Annotated in this window: 14 protein-coding genes and 1 tRNA gene; 6 read left to right on the top strand and 9 right to left on the bottom strand. The window is 63.7% G+C overall.

Going from position 1 to position 17,468, the window contains the following annotated elements:
- Positions 1-17: 17 nt before the first annotated feature.
- Entirely contained in the window at positions 18-686 is a 669-nt protein-coding gene (locus tag MchiMG62_RS05900; protein WP_221058343.1) for a flavodoxin family protein, read from the top strand.
- Here the strand turns inward: MchiMG62_RS05900 and MchiMG62_RS05905 are convergent.
- Together MchiMG62_RS05905 and MchiMG62_RS05910 are read right to left on the bottom strand one after the other, a co-directional pair.
- Entirely contained in the window at positions 683-4,120 is a 3,438-nt protein-coding gene (locus MchiMG62_RS05905; RefSeq protein ID WP_221058345.1) for a HEAT repeat domain-containing protein, read from the bottom strand. The two genes, MchiMG62_RS05900 and MchiMG62_RS05905, sit on opposite strands and share 4 nt — an antisense overlap.
- A gap of 269 nt (positions 4,121-4,389) precedes the next feature.
- Positions 4,390-7,884 carry a HEAT repeat domain-containing protein gene (locus MchiMG62_RS05910; protein WP_221058346.1) on the bottom strand — a complete coding sequence of 1,165 codons (3,495 nt, stop codon included), beginning with the start codon at positions 7,882-7,884 and terminating at the stop codon, positions 4,390-4,392.
- Between the two features lie 218 nt (positions 7,885-8,102).
- Here MchiMG62_RS05910 and MchiMG62_RS05915 point away from each other — a divergent pair, with 218 nt between their 5' ends.
- Positions 8,103-9,155, top strand: coding sequence for a hypothetical protein (locus tag MchiMG62_RS05915; protein ID WP_221058347.1), 1,053 nt, complete (start codon positions 8,103-8,105; stop codon positions 9,153-9,155).
- A gap of 6 nt (positions 9,156-9,161) precedes the next feature.
- On the opposite strand, the gene MchiMG62_RS05920 is transcribed toward MchiMG62_RS05915, so the two are convergent.
- From MchiMG62_RS05920 to MchiMG62_RS05935, 4 genes are all read right to left on the bottom strand, one after another.
- A complete protein-coding gene (locus MchiMG62_RS05920; protein ID WP_221058669.1) occupies positions 9,162-10,316 on the bottom strand; it encodes a glycosyltransferase family 4 protein in 1,155 nt (384 codons plus the stop codon).
- Positions 10,317-10,500: 184 nt separating this feature from the next.
- Positions 10,501-10,992, bottom strand: a complete 492-nt coding sequence (locus tag MchiMG62_RS05925) for a Mut7-C RNAse domain-containing protein (protein WP_221058349.1) — start codon at positions 10,990-10,992, stop codon at positions 10,501-10,503.
- A complete protein-coding gene (gene amrS, locus MchiMG62_RS05930) occupies positions 10,973-11,986 on the bottom strand; it encodes an AmmeMemoRadiSam system radical SAM enzyme (protein WP_221058351.1) in 1,014 nt (337 codons plus the stop codon). The genes MchiMG62_RS05925 and amrS overlap by 20 nt, the downstream gene beginning before the upstream one ends.
- A gap of 44 nt (positions 11,987-12,030) precedes the next feature.
- On the bottom strand, positions 12,031-12,189 hold the full coding sequence (locus MchiMG62_RS05935; protein ID WP_221058798.1) for a hypothetical protein: 159 nt from the start codon (positions 12,187-12,189) through the stop codon (positions 12,031-12,033).
- 40 nt (positions 12,190-12,229) lie between these two features.
- On the opposite strand from MchiMG62_RS05935, the gene pyrH reads away from it, so the two are divergent.
- The 3 genes from pyrH (at position 12,230) to nth (ending at position 13,727) form a co-directional block, all read left to right on the top strand.
- On the top strand, positions 12,230-12,934 hold the full coding sequence (pyrH, locus tag MchiMG62_RS05940; RefSeq protein WP_221058353.1) for a UMP kinase: 705 nt from the start codon (positions 12,230-12,232) through the stop codon (positions 12,932-12,934).
- 55 nt (positions 12,935-12,989) lie between these two features.
- Positions 12,990-13,064 (top strand) — tRNA-Pro (locus tag MchiMG62_RS05945).
- A gap of 6 nt (positions 13,065-13,070) precedes the next feature.
- Complete coding sequence (nth, locus tag MchiMG62_RS05950) at positions 13,071-13,727, top strand: endonuclease III (RefSeq protein ID WP_221058354.1); 657 nt, start codon at positions 13,071-13,073, stop codon at positions 13,725-13,727.
- 714 nt (positions 13,728-14,441) lie between these two features.
- Here the strand turns inward: nth and MchiMG62_RS05955 are convergent.
- The 3 genes from MchiMG62_RS05955 to MchiMG62_RS05965 form a co-directional block, all read right to left on the bottom strand.
- Entirely contained in the window at positions 14,442-15,626 is a 1,185-nt protein-coding gene (locus tag MchiMG62_RS05955; protein WP_221058355.1) for an inorganic phosphate transporter, read from the bottom strand.
- 5 nt (positions 15,627-15,631) lie between these two features.
- On the bottom strand, positions 15,632-16,201 hold the full coding sequence (locus MchiMG62_RS05960; protein ID WP_244987821.1) for a DUF47 domain-containing protein: 570 nt from the start codon (positions 16,199-16,201) through the stop codon (positions 15,632-15,634).
- A gap of 243 nt (positions 16,202-16,444) precedes the next feature.
- Positions 16,445-16,753, bottom strand: coding sequence for a DUF1894 domain-containing protein (locus tag MchiMG62_RS05965; RefSeq protein WP_054848406.1), 309 nt, complete (start codon positions 16,751-16,753; stop codon positions 16,445-16,447).
- 145 nt (positions 16,754-16,898) lie between these two features.
- Here MchiMG62_RS05965 and MchiMG62_RS05970 point away from each other — a divergent pair, with 145 nt between their 5' ends.
- Positions 16,899-17,453, top strand: a complete 555-nt coding sequence (locus tag MchiMG62_RS05970) for a hypothetical protein (protein ID WP_221058357.1) — start codon at positions 16,899-16,901, stop codon at positions 17,451-17,453.
- Positions 17,454-17,468 lie beyond the last annotated feature (15 nt).

A 17,468-nucleotide genomic window follows, 5' to 3' on the forward strand; every position in this document is an offset into this window, starting at 1 on the left:
AGGCAGGAGGAGATGAGATGAAGATACTTGGGATAAATGGAAGTCCCCGCGCCTCAAGGAGCCAGACGCTCCGGCTCGTTCAGGCCGTCCTCGACGGGGCAAAGAGCGCCGGAGCGGAGGTGGAACTCGTGGATGTCGCGAAGCTCCGGATCGAGTACTGCATCGGGTGCACGGTCTGCTACGAGCGGGGGGAATGCGTCAGGAAAGACGATTTTGCCGAACTCTACCAAAAGATGCTCGATAGCGACGGGATTGTTCTCGGGTCGCCCAACTACATCAACTCGGTCACCGCCCAGATAAAGACGATGCTCGACCGGATGGCGGACGCCATCCACTGCCAGATGTTCATCGGGAAGTACGGGTGCGCCGTCTCCACGGCAGGCGGCTCCGGGGCGGACGAGGTCGTGGCGTACCTGAACCGGGTTCTGCAGACCCTGGGCGCGAACACCGTGGGCGGCGTCGGCGTGGTTCTCGGCGGCGACCCGGAGACGATCGTGCCTGCGGAGGGGCGGGCCTACGAGCTCGGGAGAAAACTCGCAAGAGCCATCGAGAAGAAGGAGACCTATCCTGATCAGGAGGAACTCCACGCTGCGATGCTCGAGGGGATGCGGGCGCTGGTCACGGCAAACAAGGATCGCTGGCACCACGAGTACGACTACTGGAGAGAAGCCGGGCGGCTGCCCTAACTCTTCTCCGTCTCTTTCGCGCGGATCTCTCTCGCGATCCGCTGCAGCCCTTCCCGGCCTTCCGGCTGCGCTTCCTCGCTCTCCGCCAGGTCGAGTGCCGGGAGCACCGCCTCGCCCATCTGGATCAGGGCCCATTCGGCCCGTTTTCTGACCGCAAGCGCATCGTCCCTGAGTGCCTGAATGAGCGGGGCGACAGCGTCTTCTCCCCCGATCCGGTCGATAGCCCGGACGGCATTCGTCCGCACCTCGATCAACGGATCGGAGAGCGCTTCCACAAGTACCGGAAGTGCGTCGGCGCCGAGCCGTTCCACATCGGCCCACCTCCCCCGCGCCATGAGGTGGATCGTCCGTTCTTCGCCGGTCTCCGGTCTCCAGCCGCCCGCTTCCAGCGCCTCGGCGACCCCTGCCCGGAACGTCTCGTCCCCCGAGCGAAGAGCGTCGATCAGGTGGCGGCGCATCGTGTCGCCGGGATCCTTCAGGGCCTCGAGTGCGGCGTACCTGACCCGGTCGTCCACATCGCTCAAGGCCCCGATGAGCGGTTCGAGGGCGCGAAGGTCCCCGATGTAGCCGAGCGACCGCGCGGCGGCAACCTTGACCGCCTCGTCCCGGTCCTGCAACGCCAGTGTCAGCGGCTCGATCGCCTCCCTGCTTCCCATGTACCCGAGGGCTTCCGCCACGGCCGCCCGGACCGCGCTGTCGCGTTCGCTCTTCAGGGATCCGCTCAGGGCCTCGATGGCCCGTGCGTCTCCGATATTGCCCAGGTTTCGGGCAGCAACCAGCCGGACGAACCGGTCTGTGTCGTTCAGGGCGTCCATGAGCGGTTCGACTGCCGCTTCGCGCATCTCGCCGAGAACCCCGGCGGCGGCGCGCTGCAACTCCGGGTCATCGTCCTTGAGCACCCGGAGCAGCCCTTCGGCGGCCGGCCGCCCCATCGCGATAAGCCGGGTGGCAGCAGACGCCTGCACCTCCACCGACCTGTCATTGAGCGCAGTGATGAGCGTATCGATCTCTTCCCGGCCCGCCTGTCCGACGGAACTCTTCATGGAGACCTCTTTCTCCTCCCGGGCCCTGTTGCCGAAGGTGCTCTGCCACATGTTCGCTGCGCGCCGTCTCATGAGTATGGTAGCCGCTTTTTCCCGGACCTCCTGGTCCTCGTCGCTCAGGGCGTATGCCAGTGCCTCGTCCGCTCTCCCCGGCTCAATCCCCCCGAGGGCATCGACTGCTGCGAGGCGCCCTGCCTTATCTCCTTCGCGCAGCACTGCCGCGAGCGGTTCGACTGCGAGGTTCCCGTATCCCCCGAGAACCCGGGCGGCAGTCACGCTGACCTCCCGGGCGGGGTCTTCAAGATGCCTGATGAGGAGCGGTATCGACCGGGGGTTCCCGACGATCCCGATCGCCCTCGCCGCCGTCAACCGGACTACCGGCACCGGGTCCTCGAGTGCCGCTTCCAGCGGCTCAAGCACATCCGGCCCGAACGCCGCAACGGTCTCGGCTGCGACGGACCGGACCCTGGAGTACCTGTCGCCGAACAGTCGTATGAGCGGGCCGACCGCACACGCATCCCCGATCCGTCCGAGCGCGGCGGCAGCGGCACTGCGGACATCCTGCTCGGCGTCACCGGTGAGGAGAACCAGCGCGTCGACGCCGTTTTCGTCGCCGATCTCGCCGAGCCCTTCCGCGGCGGCGATCCTGACCGCGTCGTGCGGATCGGAGAGTGCGGCGATGAGGTACTCGACCGCCGGCGTTCCCATGCTCCGTAGCGCTGTAACCGCCGCGGCCCGAATATCCGCGTCGTCGCTCTGCAGGGCGTTGAGGCACCGTTCGAGCGATGCCTTCCCCGGTGCCTGCTCCGGAGGTGCGGCGGAGGTGCGTGGTTCCGGCAGGATCGTCCTCTCCCGCGTTGCAGGAGCGGGTCTCTCCTCTTTTGTGCGCTTCTCATCACCGGTCTCCTGTTCAACGCCCGTATCCGGGACGAGTTCGTCCAGCGAGACCGGTCTCCTCGATCCCGGCTGGATCTTCTCTCCGGCCCATGCCTCTTCGGTCTCCGGTCTCTCCTCGAGGAGCTTCCCGACCTCTCCGGCATCTTCCGATTGTTGGGCGACGGGTTCCGGCGCGAGGGTGTTCTCCTCCCCCTCGTCGGCCGGTTGCACCTCCTCCGCCCGTGCTGGCGGCCCGCGATGAGCCGGCCGACTGTGTGGCCGGGAGGTCGATCCGAAGTGGTCTTCGATTCGCTTCTTGGCGGCAAGCCCCTCTCTGAGTTCCCGGTCGTAATTGGAAGGCGCAGTCTGTACTGGCCTTGCCAGGGAGTTCTCCTCGTTGCGCGACCTGATGTAATCCAGCGCAACAGTTGCCTGCTCGCGGATCTCGGGACTGCCCGAATTCATCACCGCGTGCAGGGCATCAAGCGCGGGTTGTCCCAGTTGCCGCATCGTTTCGCTCGCGCCGGTGCGGACACCCGAGTACTCGACCTCCAGCGCCCGGATGAGCGGTGGGATGGCCGCCCTTCCCATCCGGATAAGTTCGTTCCACTGCTCCTTTGCGATCAGGTACCCCGCCCGTTCCAGATCGCTCTCCGGAATCCAGTCCAGCCGGTCCAGCGCCCAGGCCGCCTCCATCCGCACCGGATGGCAGGGATCGTTGAGCGCTTCGACCAGGGCGGGTTTCCCCCGGTCGTTGCCGATCTCCCCGAGCGCCTCGGCAGCACGTACACGGACGTCCATCTGCGGGTCTTCCAGCGCCCTGATAAGCGCCGGGATGACCCGGGAGTCGCGGATCTTCCCGAGCGCTCGTACCGACTCGCTCCGGATCCGGTGCTCTTTGCTGCCGAGGCCCTTGAAGAGGACCGGGACGGCTGCCGCCTGGAGTTTGGCGAGTTCCGTCCAGTCTTCCAGGAGGAAGTAATACCACACCTTCTCCGGGAGTTCGTCGGGCACCCACCGCAGCGCGGCAAGCGCGCCGGCAGCCTCTTTCCGGACCGGGTAATTATTGTCGTGGAATGCTTCAACGAGCGGCGGGATCGCCTTTTTGCCCATTCCCCGGATAGCTAGCACCGCGGCGCGCCGGACCGCCGGTTGCTTGTGGTGCAGCGCGAGCAGCAGCGCTTCAAACATCGAGTCGCCTGTCTCCGCGATTGCGCGGGTGATGGATGCCTGCAGGGTAGGGCTTGCCCTGAGAGTCAGGGCAAGGAGCAGGGGGATGGATGGAGCGCCGACCGAAGCCAGCGCCCCGAGCATCCGGGCCCGTGAGATGCGGTTGGCATTCTCGAGTCCCTTGAGAAGGTCGGGGACGGCGGAAACCCCGAGGGCAGAGAGAGCTTGCGCTGCATCGACGCGGCTACCGGGTTCTTCACCGTCCAGGACCGCAATCAGGCTGTGATAATCCGCCGTCTGCCGTAACCCCTCGATACTCGTCCGGAATTTATCAAAGAATGCCATTTCTGCAGTAGGTAGAGTGCGTTGTCAGAGGTGGCGTTCAGCCGGATCTCCGTCTATTCAGATTCTATTAGTTATTCGTTGCCAATAAATCTTGCATTTCATGGTTTGCAGCATGCCGCGGTTGCAGGCGGGACCGATATCTTATCTTCCGGCGTTCCTGATCCTGCCCCGGCCGACGCGAATCTTTACCGGTGGAAGGCCGGCATACCGAGACCGGAGGACCGCTGGCACCACGAGTACGACTACCGGAAGGAAGCCGGGCGGATATCTTAGGTCCTCCCCGTCTCTTTGCGGATCTCCTCGATGATCCGCTGCAGCCCTTCCCGGCCTTCCGGCTGTGCTTCTTCGCTCTCCGCCAGGTCGAGTGCCGGGAGCACCGCCTCGCCCATCTGGATCAAGGCCCATTCAGCCCGTTTTCTGACCGCAAGGGCATCGTCCCCGAGTGCCTGAATGAGCGGGGCGACAGCGTCTTCTCCCCCGATCCGGTCGATAGCCCGGACGGCATTCGTCCGCACCTCGATCAACGGATCGGAGAGCGCTTCCGCAAGCACCGGGAGCGCGTCGGCGCCGAGCCATTCCACATCGGCCCACCTCCCCCGCGCCATGAGGTGGATCGTCCGTTCTTCGCCGGTCTCCGGTCTCCAGCCGCCCGCTTCCAGCGCCTCGGCGACCCCTGCCCGGAACGTCTCGTCCCCCGAGCGAAGAGCGTCGATCAGGTGACGGCGCATCGTGTCGCCGGGATTCTTCAGGGCCTCAAGCGCGGCGTACCTGACCCGGTCGTCCACGTCGTGAAGCGCCATGACCAGCGGTTCCAGGGCGCTGAGATCCCCGATGTAGCCGAGCGACCGCGCGGCGGCAATCTTGACTCCCTCATCCCGGTCCTGCAGTGCCAGGGCCAGCGGCTCGATCGCCTCCTTGCTTCCCATGTACCCAAGGGCTTCCGCCACGGTTGCCCGGACCTCGGCGTCGGGTTCCCGGTGCAGGGAGCCGATCAGGGCTTCGATAGCCCGTTTGTTCCCGATCCGGCCCAGGTTGCGGGCGGCAACGAGCCTGACGAACCGGTCGCTGTCGCGCAGGGCATCCATGAGCGGCGTGACCGCGGTCTCGCGCATGTCACCGAGGATACTGGCCGCAGCAGACTGGATATCCGGGTCTTCGTCCCTGAGTGCACGGATGAGGGCGTCCACGGCAGGGCGCCCCATCATGATGAGGCGTGTAGCGGCACCGAGTTGCGTGTTCCAGTCCTTGTCCTTGAGCGCCCTGATCAGCGTATCGATATCCTGCTGGCCCGACTGCTCGAACGCCTTCTTCTCCTCCAGCCGGACCTTCCTCGTCTTCTTCGGGGTGCACTCCTCCTCCTCGACCTGGCTGCCGAGCGTCCTCCGCCAGACATCTATCACCTGCCGTTTTCTGAGGGCGGCCGCAGCTTTTGTCCTCACTTCCTCGTCTTCGTCATCGAGAGCGTAGCGCAGAACGTCGGCTGCACGCTCGTCCGGTATCTCCCAGAGGGCATCGATTGCGGCAAGACGCACCTCCTTGTTGCCCGTTCTCAGCACAAGGAAGAGCGGATCGATCGCCATGGCGCCGAAGGTGCTCAGGGCCCGGGCAACGCTCCACCGGACATCCGGCGCTGTATCTCCCAGGTACGTGATGAGGAGCGGGATCGACCCGGTTGCGCCGACGAGCCCTATCGCTTTCGCCGCGGTCACCCGGACGACCGGTAAGGGGTCGTTCAGTGCCTCTTCGAGTTCCTTGAGCGCGCCACGGCCGAACTCCGCGACGGCATCCGCCGCAGCGACCCGGACGCCGTGGTACCGGTCGCGGAAGAGGTGAATGAGCGGCCCAACTGCGCGTCGGTCGCCGATACGACCGAGCGCCGAGATGACGGCGATCCGCACGTCTTCTCTCGCGTCACCGAGTGCCTGGACCAGCGCCTCGACGGCATCCGGATCCCCGATCTCGCCGAGCGCTTCCGCGGCGGCGATGCGGACGCCGTAGTGGGGGTCGGTTAACGCTTCGATGAGGTATCCGACCGCCTCCTTCCCCATGCCCTGGAGCGCGGCGACCGCCGCAGCCCGGATGCTGGCGTCGCTGCTCCTGAGCGCTTCAAGGCACTTTTCGAGCGGCGTCTTTTCAGGGAGCGGTTCGAGGGGTTCCGGCGGTTCAACCGTCTCCCTCGGGATCTGTGGGATCTCCAGTTCCTGCGGCTCCCGGTCCTCCTCCTCGGGCCGGTAGGCAAACTGCTCCTCCTCTTCGGCCTCGCCGATCCTGAAGATCTCCTGCTCGAACTCAATCGGAATGAGCTGATCCAGCGAGATCGCACTCTCGGAAGCCGCCGGGATACCGGCCTTCCAGCGTGCCTTGACCTGTGCCCACGCAGCCTCCGCCTGCTGGCTCTCCCTGATGAGGTCGCTGAGGCTTACGGCCATTTCAGGCTCTTTTGGTGTCTCTTCTATGGGCTGCTCGGGCTCGTTTTGCATCTCGTCGCCGGCCGGCGGCGAGGGTTTTTTGACCCGTTCGTCCGGGGCGTAGTTCGGGCGCCCGAACTGCTTCTCGAACCGTTTCTGGATAGCAAGCCCCTCTTTGAGTTCTTCCTTGTATCTGGAGGCGTCCTCCTGTGCGGGCTTTGTCCGGGACACTTCTTCCTGGCGCTGCCGGATGTACTCGAGGGCAGCCAGGGCCCGCTGTCTCCGTTCGGGGTCTTTCAACGCGGCTTCCATCTTCAGGGCGCTGAGTGCGGGCTGCCCCAGTTGCCGCAACGCTTCGCTCGCACCGGTGCGAACACCCGAGTACCCGATCCCCAGCGCCCGGATGAGCGGCGGGATGGCCGGTCCTCCCATCCTGACCAGCTCTTTCCACTGTTCGCCTGCGATCAGGTATTCCGCCCTCTGCAGGTCGCTTTGCGGCACCCAGCCCAGTTTGCCGAGGGCCCATGCCGCTTCCATCCGCACCTGGTGGTGGGGATCGTTGAGGGCATCGGCCAGCGGGGGTTTCGCCCGGTCGTCGCCGACCTCCCCGAGCGCCTCGACGGCACGTATGCGGACGTCCGGCCGGGGGTCTTTTACCGCTTTGATGAGCGGCGGGACAACCCGGGAGTCACGGATCTTCCCGAGGGTTCGCGCCGACTCGCTCCGTACCCGGGGGTCGTCGCTCGCCAGGGCTTTGAGGAGGGCCGGGACGGCGGCTCCCTGGAGTTTGGCGAGTTCCTTCCAGTCTTCCCGGAGGTAGTAGAACTGCACCTTCTCCGGGACTTCGTCGGGCGACCATTGCATTGAGGCGAGCACGTTTGCGGCCTCTCTCCGCACCGAACGGTTGCTGTCGTGGAGCGCTTTCGTGAGAGGGGGGATTGCCTTCCTGCCCATCCCCTGGAGGGCGATCACCGTGGCACGCCGGATTGCCGGCTGGTCGTGGTGCAGGGCGGGCAGCAGCGTCTCGGCCATCGAGTTGTCCGTCTCCGCGATTGCGCGGCTGATGGATGCCTGCAGGCCGGGGCTGGCCCGGAGGATCAGGGCGAGGAGCAGCGGGATAGACGGTGCGCCGACCGAAACGAGGGATTCGACCATCCGGGCACATGACGCGGGACGGGCATGTTCGAGCGCCCTGAGGATATCCGGGATGGCGGGAACCCCGAGAGCGGTGAGAGCCCGCGCTGCATCGGCACGGTTACGGGGGTCATCGCTGTTCAGAACCGCAACCAGGCCGGGATAGTCCTTCGCCTGCTGTAACCCGTCGACGTTCGTCCGGAACTTATCAAAGAATGCCATTTCCTGCTGCCGGTAGAATCTGTTAGTGGAGGTGCTATTTAGCTGAATCCCGTGTATTTAGATTACATTCTGCGCCCGTTACCAATAAATCTTGCATTTCGCGCCTCATGGCGCGCCGGGGCCGTGACCGGGAACGGTTCACCCCGGTCGGGCTGTCTCGCGGTCATCCCCGGCCGATGCGAATCTTTATCGGTGGAAGGCCGGTATACCGGGACTCCATGGTACGGCTTGATATCACCCGATTGCCGGGCATCGTGAAGGAACTCGCACCGGAGACGGAGGCCCTCGTCTCGCGGATATACTCCTGGTACGTCGAACCCGGACACCTGGTCCTCACTGACGGGATGCGCGAGTGGGTGCGGGAGAAGTACGGCGATATCGAGACACAGCAGATCGTGAGGGTGACCAATAACCAGACCGGCGAGAGCACGCTTTTTAACTCCGTTCGGGCACGCCGGCCGGTGCTGACGCCGCGCGCCGAGGAGACGCGGGATCTTTCGGTGCTCTCAGCGGAAGGTCCGTTCGCAAACCCCCTCGAGGAGACGCCGGCCGATACGTTCGGGCGGATCGACGGCGACCACTGGGTCACGGCAAGCAACATCGCCAAGTACGACTACCTCCACGCCGTCATCATCGCAAAAGAGGACGACCCCTACGTCACCAGCGAACCGCAGGTCGCCGATATGATCAGCGTGGCCATCCGGTGGTGCCAGGACGCGAACCGAACCGACCCCCGGGCGGTCTACCCCTTCGTCATCTGGAACTTCCTCTGGCGTGCGGGGGCGAGCATCGTGCACAACCATGCCCAGGTGCTGCTCACGCACCTTCCGTATGCCGCTCCGTCACGTCTTGAGCGGGTTCGCGATGAGTACCGGTGCCGCTACGGGAGCGAGTACTACGACGACCTCTTCGCCGCCCACACCGCCGTCGGACTCGGGCTCGTCTACAGGGGCGCCCGTATCATGGCGCACCTCGCCCCGAGAAAGGAGCACGAGGTTGCAATCGTCACGGAGTCGCCGCACGATATCGCCCCGGCTCTCGCAAAGGTGTTCGAGTGTTACCGCAACATCGGGGTGCAGAGTTTCAACGCGGCGGTCTACATGCCCCCGCTCGGGGAGGAGGGGTATTATGTCACCTGGGTTGTCGACCGGGGCGACCTCCATTCCCGGACGTCGGATATCGGAGGGATGGAATTCTATGCCGGGACTCCGATCGTCTCGTCCGACCCGTTCCGCCTGATGGAACACCTTACGGCCGCAATGCTGCCGTGACCGGGATCAGCAGGGGATCGTGTCGTGCTTCGCGAGTTTTCTGTAGACGCCTTCCATCCGCCCGGCGACACGGTTCCACAGGAACTCTTTCTTCACTTTGTCGAGCCCTTCCCGGCCCATGGCGAGCCCTTTCTCGGGTGAGTCGGCCACCCGGGAGAGCCCACGGGCGATCGAGTCCGGGTGCGGCCGCACCTTGACCCCGTCGGTCCCGTGCTCGATGTTCTCCGAGAGCCCGCCGACGTCGGAAGCGACGACGCTCCGGCCGGCGCTCCATGCTTCAAGGAGCACAAGCCCGAACGGCTCGTTTCTGCTCGGGATGGCGACGATGTCGCTTGCGTTGAGGAGCGGCACGTACTCCGCGTCGGAGAGCCGCCCGAGGAACCGGACGGGAAGCGACCGGGCCCGGGTCTCGAGCCCCCGGCGCATCTGTCCGTCGCCGACGAAGACGAACTGGCCATCGGCATGCTCCCGGAGGAGGGCGGGAGCCGCGTCCACCAGCATGTCGGGCCCTTTCTGCCACGCAAGCCGCCCGACGAAGAGGATCAGCGGGGAGTCCGGGTCAAAGCCGTAGCGCCGTTTCACCGCTTCCGGATCGACGTCCGCCTGGTAGTGATCGGGCACGATGCCGTTATGGACGACGTCGATCTTCCAGTCCGGGATGTTGTAGAGGCTCATGGCCTCCTGCCGGAGGGTCGAGGAGACCGCGGTTACGTGCTTTGCAATCGATGCACCGTAACGTTCGATCCTGGATATCTCCGTAAACGGCCACCCGGTGCTGAAATTATTCCCGTTTCTTCCAAACTCGGTCGAGTGGTAGGTGAAGACGGTCTCCCCGTCCCGGAGACGGTGGAGCGCGTCGACCACGTGCCAGTCGTGGAAGTGCAGGAGGTCGAACGGCTGTGCGTCGAATTCGCCGAACCGGTCGAGCATCTTCCGGCTCATATCAGAGCAGTACCGGACGATGTCCTCTCCCGACGGCCGGCAGTAGTGGTAGTGAACGTTGTTGATCTCGGCGTCCTCCCCTTCTCCCCGGGTGAAAAAATGCACCTCGTGGTTCTGCGCCAGCGTCTCGGCAAGATTTGTCGCCGCGCTCGCGAGCCCGCCAACCCGCTCCGCATACAGCGACTCCCAGCAGAAAAATGCTATCTTCAGGCTCTCCATGGTATTCCTCGTCTCTGTCGTCTCTGCCGGCCACCGGGGCTCACGGCTCCCTTCCGCTACGTCAGGATCCACACCGGGCCGGCATGCAGTCCGAGCGCTTCATAATGCCTCTGAGATGATATATCTTTCCGGGATTCTCAAAAAAGACCTGAAATGGGGTGTTTTGGGGTTCCAATGCACCGGGTCAGGAAGAGAAGGACTCTTTGAGGCGGCGCTCAAGGCTGGTGCCGTGCGAGCCCATCCAGTAGAGTTTCCTGCATGCGGGGCACCACGAGAACTCCTTTCCCCGGGTCGACCGCGGGGCGTAGCGTGCCTCCCGGATCTCCCGCACGGTGGCCAGCCGGAGGCGGGTGTTGCAGAGCGAACAGCGGCTCATCCGGATCTCGGGCTCGATCAGCCCGAGGTCGGCGACCTGCCGGATCTGAGCCATGATCTCTTCGGACTCGATGTAGACCGCCTGCTCCCCGCCCCGTCGTGCGAGTTCGCGGTCGCGGGTCAGGAGGAACCGGTCGTCCCCGGCGGCGATCTCGAGGAGGAGGGTATCTTCCCGGGTGCTCCCCGGGGAGAGGCTGTTTGCGCTCATGGTGTCGTAGCCCATGAACCGGAGGTAGCGGGTGAGCGTCCCGAGCATCCGGTCGGTCAGGAATCTCCGGCGTTCACCGGATCTCCGAGACATACTCGATCCGCCCACCGCATTCGGTGCAGGTGTGCCCTTCAAGCCCCGTTATCCGGACGGCGTAGCCCGACCGCTCGATGACGGGGCTGCCGCAGGCGGGGCAGTAGGTGTTCTCGTAGGGGTGCCCTCCGACGTTGCCGAGATACGGGTAATGAATCCCGAGTTCTTTCGCACGCTCGTAGATCTTCTCAAGAGCCCTGATCTCGGTCGGCCTCGCGTCGAGCATCCTGTAGTCGGGGTGGAACCGGGTGAAGTGCATCGGGGTGTCGGGGCCGAGGTTCTCGAGCACCCACCGGATGAGCGTCTCCATCTCTTCCATCGAGTCGTTCTGCCCCGGGATGACCAGTGTTACTGTCTCGACGTGCATCCCGAACTCTTTCGCAAGCGCCGTCGCGTCGAGGATCGGCTGCAACCGCCCGCCGCAGACCTTCCGGTAGAAGGTGTCGGAGAACGATTTGATGTCGACGCGGAAGGCGTTGAGCATTCCCGCGAGCTCGCGGAGCCCCTCTTCGGTGATGTAGCCGTTCGTGACGTAGACCGCTCCGAGACCCTTTTGCCGCGCCAGCGTCCCCATCGCGAGCGGGTACTCGTGCCAGATGGTGGGCTCGTTGTACGTCCATGCGATGCTTGCAGAGCCCGACCGGATCGCCCGCTCCACGCCCTGCTCCGGGCTGATATCCCTGAGCAGCTCCATCTCCAGTGTCTGCTGGGAGATGTGCCAGTTCTGGCAGTGCGCGCAGTGGAAGTTGCACCCGATGGTGCCGAGAGAGTAGGAGAGGGTTCCAGGCAGGAAATGGTAGAGCGGCTTCTTCTCGATGGGGTCGACCGCTTCGGCGCCGACCTTGCCGAAGGTGGCGGCATAGAGCGTACCGCCGCGGTTGATGCGGACGCCGCAGACGCCCTGTCTGCCCTCCTTGATGGTGCACCTGTGTGCGCAGAGAGAGCAGCGGACGGTGTTCTCCTCCAGTTTCTGGTAGAGTCGCGCCTCGTGCATATGATCACCGCGTGAGGGGAACCATGATAGTTATTGCGGGCGGGCTACCGGTCGCCCCGCTCCCCGTCTTCTCCGTCGTCGTACTCGACGACCAGCGCCCCGGAGTAGCCGCAACGCTTGCAGCGGTAGATACAGCCGGTATAGCCGCCGGTAACCGCCCAGAGATCCGTGGAATTGCATACAGGGCAGTGCAGCCTCTTCACAACAGGTATATGAGTGAATCGGGGATAATAATAGGGTGGGATGAAGAAGATCGTAATTTCTCTGGGCGGCTCGGTTCTGGTTCCTTCGCTTGAATCGAACAATATCGATCGATATGTGTCTGTTCTGAAAAAGATGGCCGGAAAGTGCCGGATTTTCATCGTCGTCGGCGGCGGCGGGGAGGCGCGCCGGTACATCGGGGTCGCCCGCGGTCTCGGCGCCGGGGAGGCGGTAGCGGACGAACTCGGCATCATGGTGACCCGGCTGAACGCGCGCCTTCTCATCGCCGGGCTCGGAGATGCGGCCTACCCGCGCGTTGCGGAGAACTACACGGAGGCGCTGGAGTTCGCAGAGACCGGCAAGATCGTCGTCATGGGCGGCATCACCCCCGCGCAGACGACCGATGCGGTCTCCGCGGTTCTCGCCGAGAGCGTCGGTGCCGACCTCCTCATCAACGCCACATCGGTCAACGGGATCTACAGCGCCGACCCGAAGAAGGATGCCGGTGCGGTGAGGCACGAGCGTCTCACGCCGCAGGAGCTCCTCGATATCATCACGGGGAGCCGGATGGATGCGGGCGCGAACATCGTGCTTGATATCGTGGCGGGAAAGGTGATCGAGCGGTCGGGCATCCCGCTCCTGGTGCTCGACGGCCGCGACCCGGAGAACCTCTACCGGGCTATCGTGGAGGGCGCGTTCGTCGGCACCGTCGTCTGCGAAGAGGGTTCGACCCCCCTGCTCTCCTGAACCTCTCCTTCATCGGCAACTATTTTTGTCTGGATTCCCAACGTATGCAGGTACAGGGGCAGTAGGGTAGCCTGGTCCATCCTAGAGCGTTTGGGACGCTTTGACGGCAGTTCGAATCTGCCCTGCCCCATCAGTCATGAACCGCACGACCGCCTGCGAGGTCTACCGCCGTCTTCTTCTACAGTATCCCGTCGTCGACGGCAGGCGCCATTTTCTCGACTTTCATAACCCGTACGAGACGCTGATCCTCACGATCCTCTCGGCGCAGACGACCGACCGCGCCGTCAACGCCGTTCGGGACGCTCTCTTCTCCCGCTACCCGACGCCGGAGGCGCTCGCCCGCGCGGAGCCCGGGGAGGTGGAGCCGATCATCAGGACGATCGGGTTTCACCGCACGAAGGCGCGCCATATCGTCGGGGCGGCGAGGAAGATCGTCGCCGAGTTCGGCGGCGAGGTCCCGCGGACGATGGAGGAGTTGCGGTCCCTCCCCGGTGTCGGGAGGAAGACCGCGAACATCATCCTCTCCCAGGCGTTCGACATCAACGTCGGCATCGCGGTCGACACCCACGTCCGCCGGGTCTCGAAGAGGCTGGGGTTCACCGAGAGCACGAACCCCGACATCATCGAGCGCGATCTCGTGGCTCTCTTCCCCGAGGAGGCCTGGGGGGACATCAACTATCTCCTGATCCGCCACGGCCGGGCCGTCTGCACGGCGCAGAACCCGAAGCACGCGGAGTGCGTCGTCGCGGACCTCTGCCGGTATTACCGGGAACTGGGGGGCGGGGAGGAGTAGGGCGAACTATTCCGGCTCGCGGTTGCGCGGGGCGCAACAGGTTGCAGGGTCGATCCGTTGCGCTCTGAACTGTTGTTTTCTGGGATTCCTGCAAAGCCCATCTACGGATTTTTCAGCGGCTGGGCTACTTGTAACTGATAGTGCTTCTGTTTCAGTTCTAGCGAATCTTGCGATTTGAACTCAGTGACGTCTCAAACTCGAACACGAAGCATAACTGTGAGAGATCCCGTGCACTGGACCGTGGGGATATCACCATTGGGGGGAGGGGCTGACGGGGAGGGGGGTGCAGCCCCCCTCCCCTGTCTCCATCCCTTAAGGGGGCATGTAGCCCCCACCCCGCCCGCGCTTCGCGCTCCTCCCCCGCACCTGACGGTGCTTTAACTCCTGCCGTTCCGGCAGTCGTTCCCCGCCCCGAGGGGCGGGGGCAGCGCGTGGCGATATCGCCGGGAAAGCCGTGCATGGGCGCAGGCTCCTTATGATGCGTTTTCGAAAATAGAGGGAGTGGCTCTGAGTTGTGATATTATATTAGAACTAACGTGGGAGGCATGCCCAGTCCGGGCTTCACAGCCGTACCTGAAAAATCCGTAGATGGAATTATGCAACGGCTGAATTTACAGGCTCATGTAAACCAGCCAGACTTCGTCCTGCGATCGTCAACTATCACAAAGTTCGATTAAAAGAGAGTGCGGGTGGCCGGGCAGCGAACCAGTTTATTCAAAACACCCCGCCGAACACCGCCTGGCCGGCGAGGAGACAGATCCCGGCCACGACCGCCGCCGCCGGGACGGTCAGGATCCAGGCGATCAGGATCTCGCGGACCACGCCCCATTTGACTGCTGAGTAGCCGCGTGTCGCGCCGACGCCCATGATCGCCCCGGTCGTCGCGTGTGTCGTCGAGACCGGGACGCCGAAGACGTTCATCAGCGAGAGGACGCCCCCGGCGGAGGTCGATGCCGCAAACCCCTGGTAAGGCCGGATCCGGGTGATTTTGTTCGCCATCTTGTCGATGACCCGCCATCCCCCAAGGAGCGTCCCGATCGAGATCGCAAGTGAAGAGGCCAGTATCACCCAGAGCGGGACAGCAAATTCGGAGATCAGCCCGCCGGCAAGAAGCATGGCGGTGATGATGCCCATCGCGTTCTGGGCGTCGTTGCCGCCGTGACCGACCGCCTGCAGCGACCCCGAGAAGATCTGGAGGTTCCGAAAGAAGCGGGTCAGGCGCCGCGGAGCGTAGTTGCGGAAGGCGTGGACGACGGCGGTGCCGAATATGAACGCGACGACGAACCCGAGCGTCGGGGAGATGACGATGAAGATGATGATCGCAAGGAGGCCGCTGACCTTCAGGAATCCAGTTGCGATGGCTATCGGGATTGCCAGCGTCACCCCGATGAGTCCTCCGACAAGGAGGTTCCACGGCTTGAACTCGCCCTTCAGGTATGCAAACGCTCCCGTGACGATTGCACCGAGGACGATGCCGGCGAGCCCATAGAAGACGGTCTGCTCGATCATCGAAAGCGATGGCCAGATGATCGCTCCTGTTCCGGCACCTGCAATGCCGGCACCAAGAAGCCCTCCAATCAAAGCATGGCTACTCGATACTGGGATCCCGAGAAGAGAGGTCGTAAGAACCCAGAGCACCCCGCCGACCAGGGCCACCAGGATCAGCGTCGGCGTAAGGAATGAGGGGTCGACGATCCCTCTTCCAATGGTTGCCGCAATCGCCGTAGTGAAGAGAAGGGGGCCGAGGAGGTTGAAGACCCCCGCGAGGAGGACCGCCTGCAGCGGGGTTAAGGCTTTTGTCGCGATGATGGTGGCGATCGAGTTTGCGGCATCGTTCAAGCCGTTTGCAAAGTTAAAGAGGAGGGCAAGAACGATGCCGAGGATGATGATCGGGTCCATAGCGCTCAGGAATGTCTGATGGCTATGTCGCTCAAGACGTTGGCGACGTCTTCACACTTGTCGGTCGCCATCTCCAGGTTCTCGTAGATGTCCTTGAGTTTGATGATGGTGATCGCATCCTTCGTCTTGAAGATGTCCATGATGGCATGACCGAGGACGTTGTCTGCGATGTTCTCCAGGCGGTTCACCTCGATGCACCGCTCTTCGATCAGGCCCGGATCCTTGATCGACCGTATGCTGGTGACGGCCTTCTCGATCTCGATGACGCTCAACTGGATCAACTTTGCAAGTTCGATCATCGAGTCGTCGGTCTCGGTGATGCCGTAACTGTACATCTGCTGTGCGGTGCCGTCGATGTAGTCGAGGATATCGTCCAGCGCTGAGGCGAGGCGGGAGATCTCTTCGGGCTCAAGCGGCGTGATGAACGTCCGGTTCAGCTGCTCGTAGATCTGGTGCGTGATCTCGTCTCCCCGGTGCTCGATCTGCTTCACCTGGTAGCACTTTTCTTTCACGTTCTCGAAGTTCTCGACGAAATCAACGAGAAGATCGGCTGCGGAAACGACCGTTCCGGCCATCTCGTCAAAGAGGTCAAAAAAAACCTTATCCTGAGGGACTACCCACTCCTTAATGCCCACAATGATCGGTATAAGTTTCTCCCGCCAGGGGCTATATACCGATCGGTCATGCCGCCCCGGAAGGGCGGCAGGAGACGGCGAAACGGGGAGAGAGGATCTGCAAGGCCGCCTGGTGAGCGCATCGACCGGTTGTCGAGAGCGGTCTGTCCGGCGTTATGCCGGGCGAGCGGGACGCCCCGCCCCTCACTCCGAGATTTTCACGAGGTTGTCGCGGATGAACTCGATATCCGCATCCTTTGCCGCGATCTCGAAGAGCATCGTCCCGTAACCGGGGCAGGGCTTCGTAAACGGCATCAGAATCTTCCCCTTCCGGATCTGGAGGCCGACGAGCATGGGTTCTTTTAAGAGCATCCGGATCTCCTTGAAGACGAATCCCGGTTCCATCTCGTAATATTCTTTGCTGTGCTTTCGCACGTAGTCGTTCACCTGATCGGGTGTCACGTCCTTGAGAAGCACCAGTCCACCCAGGTTGTTTACGCAGCGCGATGCCATCTATAAATAATTCGCATTTAGGCGAATAAACTTTGCGTAACCTCCCGGCCCGCCGCACCAGGGCGTTGCGCCGTGTTGCTCCCGGTATCGGACGTCTTTTTTCCGGCGAGGGAAAGGTTATCGCATACCGGGCTGATACCCGGGTATGAAGCCGTATGGTATGCCGGCCCGCTCGCTCCGGCCCCGTCTCTTCCTCCTGGTGGCTTTCTCTGCCCTCCTCATCATGCCCTGCTCCGTCTCGGGCGCGACGCCCCCGCCGCTTCCGTCTCTCACGCTCTCGCTATCGAACGACACCCTCTTCGGGGACGAAGACCTTGTTATCTCCGCTGCCTGGAGCCGGGACGCGAGTTTCTACCGTCCTCCGGGAAGCGTCGACGTGCTGATCTACAGCGCCTCTTCCGGATCGCCCGTTGCAGGCTACACGATCCTCGAAGACGATCGTGTGGCCGCCGACGATACCACCCGGTATTTCCGCGGGACGGTGCCCTCCTCCGAGTTGCCGGAGGGGAAGCTCCTGCTCGTCGCCACCGACCCGGTCTCCGGCGCCGAAGCCCGCGCCCCGATCGACGTCATCGAACCGGGTCCGGATTACCCCGGCGTTCAGGCGAAGCGGTATGCCGAGACCGCTTTCTTCGCGGTTGCGGCGGTCCTGCTGGCCGTCCTCGTTGCCGGTCTCGGCCTGCTCTTGCGGCGGCCGTGAGGGGGGACGCTCCAC

Source organism: Methanoculleus chikugoensis (genome assembly GCF_019669965.1).
GTDB lineage: Archaea > Halobacteriota > Methanomicrobia > Methanomicrobiales > Methanoculleaceae > Methanoculleus > Methanoculleus chikugoensis.

Bases quoted from the DNA above. Each gene is read 5' to 3' on its own strand.
- MchiMG62_RS05900 (WP_221058343.1), top strand. From the start codon at position 18: ATGAAGATACTTGGGATAAATGGAAGTCCCCGCGCCTCAAGGAGCCAG.
- MchiMG62_RS05905 (WP_221058345.1), bottom strand. From the start codon at position 4,120: ATGGCATTCTTTGATAAATTCCGGACGAGTATCGAGGGGTTACGGCAG.
- MchiMG62_RS05910 (WP_221058346.1), bottom strand. From the start codon at position 7,884: ATGGCATTCTTTGATAAGTTCCGGACGAACGTCGACGGGTTACAGCAG.
- MchiMG62_RS05915 (WP_221058347.1), top strand. From the start codon at position 8,103: ATGGTACGGCTTGATATCACCCGATTGCCGGGCATCGTGAAGGAACTC.
- MchiMG62_RS05920 (WP_221058669.1), bottom strand. From the start codon at position 10,316: ATGGAGAGCCTGAAGATAGCATTTTTCTGCTGGGAGTCGCTGTATGCG.
- MchiMG62_RS05925 (WP_221058349.1), bottom strand. From the start codon at position 10,992: ATGTCTCGGAGATCCGGTGAACGCCGGAGATTCCTGACCGACCGGATG.
- amrS (WP_221058351.1), bottom strand. From the start codon at position 11,986: ATGCACGAGGCGCGACTCTACCAGAAACTGGAGGAGAACACCGTCCGC.
- pyrH (WP_221058353.1), top strand. From the start codon at position 12,230: ATGAAGAAGATCGTAATTTCTCTGGGCGGCTCGGTTCTGGTTCCTTCG.
- nth (WP_221058354.1), top strand. From the start codon at position 13,071: ATGAACCGCACGACCGCCTGCGAGGTCTACCGCCGTCTTCTTCTACAG.
- MchiMG62_RS05955 (WP_221058355.1), bottom strand. From the start codon at position 15,626: ATGGACCCGATCATCATCCTCGGCATCGTTCTTGCCCTCCTCTTTAAC.
- MchiMG62_RS05960 (WP_244987821.1), bottom strand. From the start codon at position 16,201: ATGGCCGGAACGGTCGTTTCCGCAGCCGATCTTCTCGTTGATTTCGTC.
- MchiMG62_RS05965 (WP_054848406.1), bottom strand. From the start codon at position 16,753: ATGGCATCGCGCTGCGTAAACAACCTGGGTGGACTGGTGCTTCTCAAG.
- MchiMG62_RS05970 (WP_221058357.1), top strand. From the start codon at position 16,899: ATGAAGCCGTATGGTATGCCGGCCCGCTCGCTCCGGCCCCGTCTCTTC.